The following is a 12646-nucleotide window of genomic DNA, read 5'->3' as shown; positions in this document are numbered from 1 at the left end:
TCCAATTTTACCGAGTTCAAGAAAGGGTTTTTGAACCCTTCGCTTTACCTTGCCCGTGGGGTGGGTAACGAAGATGGCAAACGTCAGTTTCAACCGCAAGCGCGCAAAACTCAAGCAGGTCCTCGGCATCAGGGCCCGGCTTGCATTGCTCGCGGTGATTCTGGTCGCGCCCTTGATGCTCGAGCGGATCCGCTCGCTCGAAGACACCCGCACCAAGCAGATCGCGCAGGCCACGGCCGAATTCACCACCGTCGCACGGCACAGCGCCGATGCCCAGCGTGAGGTGATCTCGTCGGTCGAGACCATCCTGAAATCGGAAGCCTTCATCCGCGCCTCCGCCGGTGGCGTCAGCAAGAGCTGCGACGTGCTGCGCGCGAGCCTGCCGACGAGCCTGCCCTGGATCCGCACGCTGCTGATCGCCGGCCAGGACGGCCGCATCCAGTGTGCGACCAACAATATGTATGTCGGTCTCGACCTCTCCGACCGGCCTTATTTCCAGCAGGCGCAGCAGACCGGCCGGTTCGTGCTGTCCGATTTCATCCTGTCGCGCCCCGTACAGTCGCCGACCGTCATGGCGGTCTATCCGGTTTCCGCGTTCAGCGGCACCGCCGACGCCGTCGTGCTCGCAACCGTCAATCTCGACTGGATGTCGAAGGTGATGAACAATCTCGGCGGCCGCGTCGGCATCTCCGCGGTGCTGGTCGACAGCACCGGCATCGTGCTGGCCGCACCCGCCGAGCAGCACAGCGCGGTCGGACGACCCCTCGACGACATGCCGCTGATGTCCGCGATTGCCGACATGGCCTTGCGCTCCGACCAGGACGAAGGCGCGATGTCTTTCCTCGCCGCTGACGGTTCGCAGCGCGCGGTCAGCTTCATCCGCATCGCCGGCACCAATGCCCGCCTGATCGCCAGCATCGACGAGGACAAGGTGTCCGCGGCGGTGAGCCGCGACATCCGCACCGCCTATCTGCAGCTCGCTTTCGTCGTGGTGTTCGTGCTGCTCGGGGCGCTGATCGCCGCCGAGAAGCTCGTGATCAAGCCGATCGAAATGCTGGCCGACATGGCCAAGCGTCTCGGCGAGGGCGACCTGTCGGCCCGCGCCGCGCGCAAGAGCCTGCCCTCCGAATTCGTGCCACTGGCGCGCGCCTTCAACGCCATGGCGGCGCAGCTCAGCCAACGCGAGCGCGAGCTGATCGCGACCAATGATCGGCTCACGGTGATGGCCTCGATCGACATGCTGTCGGGGCTCGCCAACCGCCGCGGCTTCCAGAGCCGGCTCGATTTCGAATGGATGCGCGCGCAGCAATATGGCAGCGAGCTCGCGCTTCTGATGATCGACGTCGACCATTTCAAGCTGTTCAACGACACTTACGGCCATCTCGAAGGCGATTCCTGCCTGACGCGCCTCGGCGAGTCGCTGTCCGGCATCGCCGCCGATACGATGGGCTTTGCCGCGCGCTATGGCGGCGAAGAATTCTGCCTGCTGCTGCCGAACACCGACGTGATGCGCGCCGTCGAGATCGGCGAACAGGTGCGTGCGGCCGTGCTGAAACTTTGCCTGCCGCACATCACCTCGACCCACATGGTGGTCACCGTTTCAATCGGCGTCGCGGCGACCCGGCCGAACGAAGCCTTGCGTCCTGGCGACCTGATCGAAGCTGCCGACGCTGCGCTCTACGCCGCCAAGCATCGTGGTCGCAACAATGTAGTCGAGCACGGCGTGCAAGCGATCGAAAAAGGCCCGGCGGGCATAATGATTGCGGCCAGCGCGTAGTTGCTATCCACTTCGCTCGAAACGCTAACGCGCAGCCTCGGCGCGATCGAGCTCGTTTTCCGTCACCACGCGATTGCGGCCGCCGCCCTTGGCGAGATAGAGCGCGCGATCACAACGCTCGATCAAATCAGCGGTGGTTTCGCCAGGGCGATATTGCGCAACGCCGATTGAAACTGTGATATTCGGCAACATCTCACCGGTCGACCGGCGCGTGATGGTGCATTCACCGATCGCACGCCTGATGCGCTCGGCGATATCAGTGCACGCAGCAAGATCGGCATCCGGCAGCACCGCGATCAGCTCCTCGCCGCCGTAGCGCGCCGGCAAATCCTGCGGGCGAACCTTTTCGCGCAACACTTTCGCCATCAGGCGCAGCACCTGATCGCCGACACCGTGGCCGAAATTGTCGTTGAAGGTCTTGAAGTGGTCGACGTCGAGTAAGAGAACGCTGAGCGGCTCGCCCCAATCCGCCGTCGTCTGCGCCTTGCGCAGGAACTCGTCCAGCGCCCGCCGGTTCGCGAGGCCCGTCAGCGTATCGGTCCGGGCACGCTCCTCGGATTTGCTGAGCGAATCTCTGATGACGTCGAGCTCGCGGGTCTTTTCCTCAAAGCCGGCTTCGAGCCGGATCGCGCGGGTGGCGGCGCGCGCCAGTTCGTTCATGAGCTGGGCCACCAGCGCCTTCGGATCGACGCCGGCCTTGCCCTGGTCGGCAACCTGGTTGATCGCCTGCATCTGGGAATGATTGTCGGCGATCGCGGTCGCCAGAAATTCCTTGGCCGTACCCATGAGGGCTTGCAGCCGCTCGGACGTCTCGACCACGACGGCGCTGACCTGGGGCGCGATATAGGTCTCGAACAAGTCCTGATTGGTTCTGCTGTCGAAGGCACGGTTATGGTCGATCAGGAGGTCAATGGCGTTGCGCAGATCGTTATGGCTGCCGGCGTAATACTGGAACCAGATCGCGAAATTCGTCGGTGTCGGCGGAATCCGCTGCTCGGCCATGCTCCGCATCGCCCGTCCGGCGATGGACGCGGCATAGTCGTAATCGGGATCATCGAAATCAGAGGCCATTGCCTGACGCGAGGTACACTATTGGCGGCCAAATTCGCACCGACCCCTTAATCCGATCCCAATGCCCTCATCCGTCCTTTTGCGGAGCAGCATTGCGAGGGGTCGTCGGCAGCGGCAACCCATTGACCCCACGAGGACTTCTATGGCCTAGTCCGGCCTCTTCAGGCCGCCGAAACCACGAAAACCCAACGATTCCATGACCTCCGAACGCTACAACGCCCGCGACGCAGAACCGCGCTGGCAACGCAAATGGGACGAACAGGCGATCTTCGTCTCGAAGAACGATGATTCGCGGCCGAAATATTATGTGCTGGAGATGTTCCCCTACCCGTCCGGGCGCATCCATATCGGCCATGTCCGCAACTACACGCTCGGCGACGTGCTGGCTCGCTTCATGCGCGCCAAGGGGTTCAACGTGCTGCATCCGATGGGCTGGGACGCCTTCGGCCTGCCGGCCGAGAACGCCGCCATCGAGCGCAAGGTCGCGCCGAAGGCCTGGACCTACGACAACATCGCCGCGATGAAGAAGCAGCTCCGTTCCATCGGGCTGTCGCTGGACTGGTCCAGAGAATTCGCGACCTGCGACCCCAGCTATTACAAGCATCAGCAGAAGATGTTTCTGGACATGCTCGCGGCCGGCCTCGCCGAGCGCGAGAAGCGCAAGCTGAACTGGGATCCGGTCGACATGACCGTGCTCGCCAACGAGCAGGTGATCGACGGCCGCGGCTGGCGCTCGGGCGCGGTTGTCGAACAGCGCGAGATGAGCCAGTGGGTCTTCAAGATCACGAAGTACTCGCAGGAATTGCTGTCCGCGCTGGATGGGCTCGATCGCTGGCCCGACAAGGTCAGGCTGATGCAGCGCAACTGGATCGGCCGCTCCGAGGGCCTGCTGATCCGCTTCGCACTGGATCAGGCAACGACGCCTGCCGGCGAAAGCGAGCTGAAGATTTTCACCACGCGCCCGGACACGCTGTTCGGCGCGAAGTTCATGGCGATCTCGGCGGATCATCCGCTGGCGCAGGCAGCCGCTGCGAAGAACCCCGAGCTCGCGGAGTTCATCTCCGACATCAAGAAGATCGGCACCGCGCAGTCGATCATCGACACCGCGGAGAAGCAGGGTTTCGACACCGGCATCCGCGCGGTGCATCCGTTCGATCCCTCCTGGAAGCTGCCGGTCTATGTCGCCAATTTCGTGCTGATGGAATACGGCACGGGGGCGATCTTCGGCTGCCCGGCGCATGACCAGCGCGACCTCGACTTCGTCAACAAATACGCGCTCGGCAATACGCCGGTGGTCTGTCCCGAGGGCCAGGATCCCAAATCCTTCGTCATCACCGACACCGCCTATGACGGTGACGGCCGCATGATCAATTCGCGCTTCCTCGACGGCATGACCATCGAGCAGGCCAAGGACGAGGTCGCAAAGCGTCTCGAAGGCGAGATGCGCGGCAACGCGCCCGTCGGCGAGCGTCAGGTCAATTTCCGCCTGCGCGACTGGGGCATTTCACGCCAGCGCTATTGGGGCTGCCCGATCCCGGTGATCCATTGTCCGAAGTGCGACGTGGTGCCGGTGCCGGATGCCGACCTGCCGGTGGTGCTGCCGGAAGATGTCAGCTTCGACAAGCCGGGCAACGCGCTCGACCACCACCCGACCTGGAAGCACGTCACCTGTCCCAAGTGCGGCGGCAAGGCTCAACGCGAAACCGACACCATGGACACATTCGTGGATTCGTCCTGGTATTTCGCGCGCTTCACCGATCCATGGAACGCGAGCGCGCCGACGACGCCTGCGGTCGCCAACCGCATGCTGCCGGTCGACCAGTATATCGGCGGCGTCGAGCACGCGATCCTGCATCTGCTCTACAGCCGCTTCTTCACCCGCGCCATGAAGGCGACCGGGCACCTGGCGTTGGATGAGCCGTTCGCCGGCATGTTCACGCAAGGCATGGTGGTGCACGAGACCTACCAGAGGGCCGACGGAACCTGGGTGCAACCGGCCGAGGTGAAGATCGAGGTCGGTGGCAATGGACGCCGCGCGACGCTGCTCTCAACCGGCGAAGACGTCGCGATCGGCCCGATCGAGAAGATGTCGAAGTCGAAGAAGAACACGGTCGACCCCGATGACATCATCGCAACCTACGGCGCCGACGTCGCCCGCTGGTTCATGCTGTCGGATTCTCCGCCCGACCGCGACGTGATCTGGAGCGACGAGCGCGTCCAGGGCGCCTCGCGCTTCGTGCAGCGGCTGTGGCGGCTGGTGAACGATGCCGTGGAGGTCACCAAGACTGCTCCGGCAACCCGGCCGGCGTCCTTCGGCGACGACGCGCTCCTGCTGCGCAAGGCCGCCCACGGGGCCCTCGACAAGGTGACATCAGGCGTCGAGCGGCTGCATTTCAATGTCTGCCTCGCCCATATCCGCGAATTCACGAATATTTTCTCGGAGGTGCTCCAGCGTTCCGGCCAGCCCTCGGCTGACCTCGCTCCAGATTTGGCTTGGGCGATCCGGGAGGCCAGCCAGATACTGGTCCAGCTGTTCTCGCCGATGATGCCGCATCTGGCCGAGGAGTGCTGGCAGGTTCTGGGGCAGCCCGGGCTGGTTTCCGAGGCCAATTGGCCGCAAATCGAACGCGATTTGCTGGTTGAAGACAGCGTGACCCTGGTGGTTCAAGTCAACGGCAAGAAGCGGGGTGAGGTCACAGTTGCAACAGCGGCCCAGAATCCGGAAATCGAGGCTGCCGCTTTGGCCCTTGATGCTGTAAAACTGGCCCTGGACGGCAAGCCCGTCCGCAAGGTGATTATCGTCCCCAAGAGGATCGTGAATGTTGTCGGCTAGGATCCGTATCGCAGCCCGCTTGCTGGCGGTTGCCGCACTGGCTGCGCTGACGGCCGGCTGCTTCCAGCCGATGTATGCCGAGCATACCGACGGTACCCCCGGTCTGCGCGAAAAGCTGATGGGGGTCGACCTGCCGCCGATCTCGAAGGCGAATGCCTCGCGCGAGGCCCGTGTGGGCATCGAGATCCGCAACGCCCTTGCCTTCAAGCTCTACGGCTCGGCGACCGGCATGCCGCCGACCCACCGGCTGGATATCCGGTTCACCTCGAGCAGATCGTCGCTGATCGTCTCTGCCCTGACCGGCCTGCCGACCAGTGAGAATTTTGGCATCGACTGCCAGTACAATCTGATCGAAGTTACGACCGGCAAATCGGTGATGAGCGGTTCCACGTTCTCGCGCGTCTCCTATGACATGCCCGGCTCGTACCAGCGCTTCGCCCGCAACCGCGCCATCCGCGATGCAGAAGATCGTGCGGCCAGCGAGATTGCCGACAACATCAACACCCGGCTCGCCGCGTTCTTTACCGCGGGCTCCTGATAAATCCTGTCATTCCGGCGCACCCGAAGGGTGAATCCGGAATCTCGATCCACAATCTCTGGATTCTCAGGTGCGCAATTGCGCACCATAGTTCGCGCAGTGCGCGCCCCGGAATGACGATGTAGGTTCGATGGTCGCGCTGCGCGGAAAAGAGATCGACGCCTTCCTCGCGCGTCCCGATCAGGGCCGTCCGATCATCCTGCTCTATGGTCCCGATGCCGGCCTCGTGCGTGAACGCGCTGACGCGCTAATCGCGTCCGCCGTCGACGATCCCAACGATCCCTTCTCTCTGGTGAAGCTCGACGGTGACGAGCTCTCGGCCGAGCCGTCGCGCCTGGTCGACGAGGCCATGACCGTGCCGCTGTTCGGCGGCCGCCGCGCCATTCGCATCCGCGCCGGCTCGCGCAGCTTTGCCGCCGGCGTCGATACGCTCGCCGAGATGAGCGTGAAGGATTGCCGCATCGTGATCGAAGCCGGCGAGCTGCGGCCGGAATCACCGCTGCGCAAGGCGTGCGAGAAGGCCAAGACGGCCGTGGCGATTGGCTGCTATCCCGACACCGAGCGCGACCTCGCCAAATTGATGGAGGACGAGCTCCGCATCGCGAACTTACGCATCACACAGGATGCTCGCGCCGCGCTGATGTCGTTTCTCGGCGGCGACCGCCAGGCCTCGCGCAACGAGCTGCGCAAGCTCACGCTCTATGCCCACGGCAAGGGCGAGATCACGCTTGACGACGTGATGTCCGTCGTTGCTGACGCCTCCGAACTCAAGCTCGATCCGATCGTCGACGGCGCTTTCGCCGGCCGGCCCGACATCGTCGAGACCGAATTTGCAAAGGCCATGATCGCCGGCACCTATCCCGGTGTGATCATCTCGGCCGCGCAGCGCCAGGCCGCATGGCTGCACAAATCCGCGCTCGCCATCGCGGACGGCCAGCCTGCCTCCGCGGTGCTCGACGGCGGATATCCGCGCTTACATTTTTCACGAAAGCCCATGGTCGAAACCGCGCTGCGCAATTTCAGCGCGGCAAGGCTCGCAGCAATCATCGAGCAGCTCGCAGCCGCCGCGCTCGACACCCGCAAGCAATCGACTCTCGCCGCCGCCATCGCCCAGCGCGCGCTGATGGCCATCGCCGCGAATGCGAAGCGACGGGGTTAGGGCCGCGGTCTCTCCACGTCATTGCGAGCGAAGCACTTGCGACGAAGCAATCCAGAATAACCAAATCAGTCATCCTGAGGTGCGAGTGGCACGATGCTACGCATCGTGCCGGGAGCCTCGAAGGATGGACGGCCGCGGTATCACCGCCGGAGACAGCCGGGCCTTCGCCCTTCGGTGGTCGCTGAAGAAGCGGCCACCTCCAGCGACAACGGCTTCGCCATTGCGCGGGGGTGACGGTGATAGGCTGTCAGCGCGGGCTACAGCGCGCCCTTGGCCAGCCGCTTCATCACTTCGTCGAGCTGATCGAGGTTGCGGTAGTTGATCTGGACCGAGCCGCCGGGATCGCGGTGATTGACGGTCACCTTGAGGCCGAGCGCGTCGCTGACGCGCTTCTCGAGATCGATCGTGTCAGGGTCCTTTTCCTTACCGCCGGCGACGCGCGGCTTTTGCGGCTTGCGCTCTGGTACGCCCTCTTCGTGCGCCAGCGCTTCGGCCTGGCGGACGTTGAGGCCTTCCGCAACGATCCGCTTGGCGGCGGCGAGCGGATCGGGCACGCCGATCAGGGCGCGGGCGTGGCCGGCGGTCAGTTCGCCGGTCGCGATGAAGGCCTGCACCTCGGCCGGCAGCTTGGTCAGCCGCATCATGTTGGCGACGTGGCTGCGGCTCTTGCCGACAACCTTAGCGATCTCCTCCTGGCTGCGTTTGAACTCGTTGGCGAGCGCGTGATAGCCCTGCGCCTCTTCCATCGGGTTGAGGTCTTCGCGCTGCACGTTCTCGACGATCGCGAACTCCAGCGCATCGCTGTCACTGATGTCGACCGGCACGATCGGCACTTCATGCAGACCCGCCATCTGCGACGCGCGCCAGCGCCGCTCACCGGCGATGATCTCGAAGCGATCCTGCGCACCCTTGACGGGGCGCACCACGATCGGCTGGATCACGCCATGCTGCTTGATCGACTCCGAGAGCTCCTTGAGCTCGGTATCCGAAAACGTGCGGCGCGGGTTGCGCGGATTGGCCTTGATGAATTCGATCGGCACCTTGCGTTGCGCGCGCGGACGGTCGACGTGCTGGGCTTCGCCGCCGACGTCACCGATCAGACTTGCAAGACCCCGGCCCAGTCGCGAACGCGCTTCGTCGGCCATTGCCAACTCCCTTGGATTCACGGTGCAGCACTCCAGAACTGAATTGTTGTCGTGGGGTGGGCAAAGCGAAGCGCGCCCACCCGTCGTTTATGCGCGGAAGATGGTGGGCACAGCGACGACGCCTTTGCCCACCCTACGGCACCATCAATGCGTGACGCGCAGCTCGCGCTCGCGCTGGATCACTTCGGTGGCGAGCCGCAAATAGGCTTCACTACCGACGCATTTGAGATCGTAGACCAGCACGGGCTTGCCGTAGGACGGCGCCTCCGAGATGCGCACGTTGCGCGGGATCATGGTCTTGTAGACCTTCTCGCCCATGAACTGGCGCACGTCGGCAACGACCTGGTTCGAGAGGTTGTTGCGCGAGTCGAACATGGTCAGCACGATGCCGTGGATCGACAGGTTCGGGTTCAGCGTCGAGCGCACCTGCTCCACCGTCTGCAGCAATTGCGACAGACCTTCGAGCGCAAAGAACTCGCACTGCAGCGGCACCAGGATCGCGTCCGATGCGGCCATCGCATTCACCGTGAGCAAATTGAGCGATGGCGGGCAGTCGATCAGCACATAGGTGTAGTCGGCATCCGGCGAGACGTTGTTGTTGAGCGAGGCGATCGCATCGCGCAACTTGAAGGCGCGTCCGGCAGTGGTGCCGAGCTCGAGCTCGAGACCGGAGAGATCCATGGTCGAGGGCGCGATGTGCAGCCTGGGCACCGCGGTCGACACGACGGCCTCGCGCAGAGGGGCTTCGCCGATCAGCACGTCATAGGTCGAGCACGACCGATTGCGGCGATCGATGCCGAGGCCGGTCGAGGCGTTACCCTGCGGATCGAGATCGACGATCAGGACGCGCTCGCCAATCGCGGCGAGTGCGGTACCAAGGTTGATCGCTGTGGTTGTTTTTCCCACGCCGCCTTTTTGATTCGCCAGCGCCAGGATGCGCGGGTGGCCATGCGGCACTTCAGCCTTTTCCTGCGAGGCCTGGTCTTGCTGCGGCTCGTCCATCACGGTCATCGAAATTCCCCAACTCAACCCCTGAGCGCCTCACGCGCGCCGTTCAACTGAACCCAGCTCGACGATCCAACCGTCACCCGTCCGGCTTCGGTGGAGACGTGGCTGAATATTCCAATATTTAGCGGCTTCGGTCAATTCAGCCTCTACATCTTGACCCTTGGGAAACAGCGCCTTTGCGCCCTGGCGCATCAGCGGCTCCGCAAAGCCGATGAGTTGATGTAGCGGAGCCAGCGCGCGCGCGGTGACGCAATCGACGGGGCCGGTGATTCTATCCACATTATCCCCGATCTCAGCGAGATGTACGACTCCCGGAGATGTGGTGACGCGAATGGCTTCGCGCAAAAAGGCAGCCTTCTTGGCGATTCGCTCGACGAGATGGACACGAGCGTCCGGCGTCCCGGCCATGGCGCAGGCCAGGACGACGCCGGGAAAACCGCCGCCGCTGCCGAGGTCGGCCCAGCGTTTTGCTGATGGCGCGAGGTCGACGAGCTGAAGCGAATCGGCGATGTGCCGGGTCCAAAGGTTTGGCAGGGTCGAGGGCGCGACCAGATTGGTCTTGGCCTGCCACTCCCGAAGCAGCACGATGTAGCGGTCAAGCCGTGCCTCCGTTTCATGTGAAACGGGGGCAAGCTTCAAGGCTGCGCGCTTGTCGGCCGCGATGATGGCGTCGAGCGCCTGATCGTTGGCGCTGGCCTTGTCGATCTTCGGCTTAGCCGGTGCCGCGTCGGATCGGTGGGCGGTGCCCTCACCTGCTCCGGGTCGTCGCGTTAGCGGTCTGTCGCCGCCCGATCCGCGCTGTTTCACGTGAAACGCCTATGCGATTGCCTTGGAAGTCTTTCGTGCCTCGCGGCGAAGATAGGCCGCGAGGACGCCGAGCGCCGCTGGCGTCATGCCGTCGATCCGGCCGGCCTGACCGACCGTGAATGGCCGCGCCTTCTCCAGCTTGGCCCGGACTTCATTGGAGAGACCGGGGACGAGGCTGTAATCGACCTCCGACAGCACCATCCCCTCATCGCGCCGGAAGGCTTCGACGTCAGCACTCTGGCGCTCCAGATAGACGTCGTATTTGGCGTCGATCTCCAGATGAGTGGCGATCACAGGATCAATGGCGGACAGCTCCGGCCAGATCGCACGGACCTGGCTCCAGCCGATCTCTGGATAGGCCATGAGCTCGAACGCGGACCGGCGTTGGCCGTCCCGGTTGAGGGATAGCCCATGCTTGATCGCTTCGTTGGGCGTGATGGTCAGCGACTTCGAGAGGGTTCGGGCAGCGCTTAGGGCCTCCATCTTGGCTCGATGATGCCCGGTCCGGGCGCTGCCGACACAGCCCAGCGCAATCCCCTTCTCGGTCAGACGCTGATCGGCATTGTCCGCCCGCAAGGTCAGCCGGTACTCGGCCCGCGAGGTGAACATGCGGTAGGGCTCGGTGATCCCGCGGGTGACGAGGTCGTCGATCATCACGCCGAGATAGCCGTCTGCCCGGTCGAACACCGTCAGCGCGGCGCCGCTGGCGGACAGTGCCGCATTGACGCCGGCGACGATGCCCTGGCCTGCAGCTTCCTCGTATCCCGTGGTGCCGTTGATCTGGCCGGCCAGGAAGAGACCACGCAGGCGCTTGGTCTGAAGGGTCGGATCGAGCTCGCGGGGATCGATGTGGTCGTATTCGATCGCGTAGCCGGGGCGGACCATCTTCACCTGTTCAAGGCCGGGGATGCTGGCGAGGATCGCGAGCTGGACCTCCTCGGGGAGCGAGGTCGAGATGCCATTGGGGTAGACGGTCGTATCGTCGAGCCCCTCGGGCTCCAGGAAGATCTGATGGCCGTCGCGGTCGCCGAAGCGGACGATCTTGTCCTCGATCGACGGGCAATAGCGCGGACCGGAGCTCTTGATCTGGCCGGAGTACATCGGGGAACGATGCACATTGGCCCGGATCACCTCATGGGTTGCGGCCGTGGTCCGGGTGATTCCGCACTGGATCTGCGGGGTCGTGATCCGCTCGGTCATAACCGAGAACGGCTCCGGCGGCTCGTCTCCAGGCTGCATCTCGACCGCGGACCAGTCGATCGTCGAACCGTCGAGACGCGGCGGCGTCCCGGTCTTGAGCCGCCCGAGGGTAAAGCCGGCCCGCTCAAAGGATGTCGAAAGACCCATCGCCGGGGCCTCGCCGACCCGGCCGGCAGGCCAGGTCTTCTCGCCCAGATGGATCAGACCGCGCAGGAAGGTGCCTGTCGTGACCACGACAGCCCCTGCCCGGAGCTCACGGCCATCGGCCAGGCGCAGTCCAGTGACCCCGCCATCGACCACGACCAGCTCGTCGGCCTCGCCTTCGATGACCGAAAGACCTTCCGTCTGCTGGATCGCAGCCTGCATGGCGGCGGCATAAAGCTTCCGGTCGGCCTGGGCACGCGGACCACGGACAGCGGGACCCTTGCGGCGGTTCAGCACCCGAAACTGGATGCCGCCGGCATCGCCGACGCGGCCCATCAGACCGTCAAGCGCATCGACCTCACGGACCAGATGGCCCTTGCCGAGACCGCCGATGGCGGGGTTGCAGGACATCGCGCCAATGGTCGAGAAACGGTGCGTGACCAGCGCGGTCGAGGCGCCCATCCGGGCAGACCCCGCCGCGGCCTCACAGCCGGCATGGCCGCCGCCAATGACGATGACGTCGAAATTCTCTCGCTCTGATCGCATGGGCGGACTTCTAGCTCAGAGCCTGTAAAGCCGGAAGGGGAAACTGGACGCGGCGGGTGTTTCACGTGAAACGGGCCCGGGTGGCCACAGAGCCGTCTCGTGAAAACAACCCCATGCACAGTAGGGGAAGGTACTGGGTGGCGGAATGTTTCACGTGAAACGCGCGCACCGGCCACTGCCGACGATACGCGTTCGGGAACCGGAACTGCGACATCGCATTCCGCCATTGCGAGCGAAGCGAAGGATCCAATCGCTTCCGCGGACGCAGCCTGGATTGCTTCGTCGCAAGGGGCTCCTAGCAATGACGGAGATTAAGAGCGGAGCGCCCCTCACTCCAATCCCCCCCTCCTGTTTCACGTGAAACAAGCTGGAACCACCCCGTTTCACGTGAAACAGAAGAAATGGAACAATGGCTAGT

General features: G+C 64.0%; 9 protein-coding genes. 4 read left to right on the top strand and 5 right to left on the bottom strand.

Annotation, left to right across the window (positions count from 1 at the left end; genetic code table 11):
• Window positions 1–73: 73 nt before the first annotated feature.
• Complete coding sequence (locus Q0687_RS24185) at window positions 74–1777, top strand: diguanylate cyclase (protein ID WP_298882401.1); 1704 nt, start codon at window positions 74–76, stop codon at window positions 1775–1777.
• Between the two features lie 24 nt (window positions 1778–1801).
• Here Q0687_RS24185 and Q0687_RS24180 read toward each other — a convergent pair whose 3' ends face one another.
• Window positions 1802–2848 carry a GGDEF domain-containing protein gene (locus Q0687_RS24180; protein WP_298882399.1) on the bottom strand — a complete coding sequence of 349 codons (1047 nt, stop codon included), beginning with the start codon at window positions 2846–2848 and terminating at the stop codon, window positions 1802–1804.
• 196 nt (window positions 2849–3044) lie between these two features.
• Here Q0687_RS24180 and leuS point away from each other — a divergent pair, with 196 nt between their 5' ends.
• From leuS to holA, 3 genes are all read left to right on the top strand, one after another.
• Window positions 3045–5681 carry a leucine--tRNA ligase gene (gene leuS / locus Q0687_RS24175; RefSeq protein ID WP_298882398.1) on the top strand — a complete coding sequence of 879 codons (2637 nt, stop codon included), beginning with the start codon at window positions 3045–3047 and terminating at the stop codon, window positions 5679–5681.
• On the top strand, window positions 5668–6219 hold the full coding sequence (locus Q0687_RS24170; protein ID WP_298882397.1) for an LPS assembly lipoprotein LptE: 552 nt from the start codon (window positions 5668–5670) through the stop codon (window positions 6217–6219). Before leuS ends, Q0687_RS24170 begins: the two co-directional genes overlap by 14 nt.
• Before the next feature lie 130 nt (window positions 6220–6349).
• The gene (holA, locus tag Q0687_RS24165) at window positions 6350–7378 is read left to right on the top strand and encodes a DNA polymerase III subunit delta (RefSeq protein WP_298882395.1); all 1029 of its coding nucleotides are present in this window, start codon (window positions 6350–6352) and stop codon (window positions 7376–7378) included.
• A 257-nt stretch (window positions 7379–7635) separates the two neighbouring features.
• Here the strand turns inward: holA and Q0687_RS24160 are convergent, their stop codons facing one another.
• From Q0687_RS24160 to mnmG, 4 genes are all read right to left on the bottom strand, one after another.
• Window positions 7636–8523, bottom strand: coding sequence for a ParB/RepB/Spo0J family partition protein (locus Q0687_RS24160; RefSeq protein WP_298882393.1), 888 nt, complete (start codon window positions 8521–8523; stop codon window positions 7636–7638).
• A gap of 144 nt (window positions 8524–8667) precedes the next feature.
• On the bottom strand, window positions 8668–9534 hold the full coding sequence (locus Q0687_RS24155; RefSeq protein ID WP_298882380.1) for a ParA family protein: 867 nt from the start codon (window positions 9532–9534) through the stop codon (window positions 8668–8670).
• Between the two features lie 30 nt (window positions 9535–9564).
• Complete coding sequence (gene rsmG / locus Q0687_RS24150) at window positions 9565–10236, bottom strand: 16S rRNA (guanine(527)-N(7))-methyltransferase RsmG (RefSeq protein WP_298882460.1); 672 nt, start codon at window positions 10234–10236, stop codon at window positions 9565–9567.
• Between the two features lie 111 nt (window positions 10237–10347).
• A complete protein-coding gene (gene mnmG, locus Q0687_RS24145; RefSeq protein ID WP_298882377.1) occupies window positions 10348–12228 on the bottom strand; it encodes a tRNA uridine-5-carboxymethylaminomethyl(34) synthesis enzyme MnmG in 1881 nt (626 codons plus the stop codon).
• Window positions 12229–12646: the final 418 nt, after the last annotated feature.

Source organism: uncultured Bradyrhizobium sp., assembly GCF_936928535.1.
In the GTDB taxonomy this organism is placed as follows: domain Bacteria; phylum Pseudomonadota; class Alphaproteobacteria; order Rhizobiales; family Xanthobacteraceae; genus Bradyrhizobium.
The sequence above is the reverse complement of the archived record's forward strand: the minus strand, read 5'-3'. Positions and strand labels throughout refer to the sequence as shown.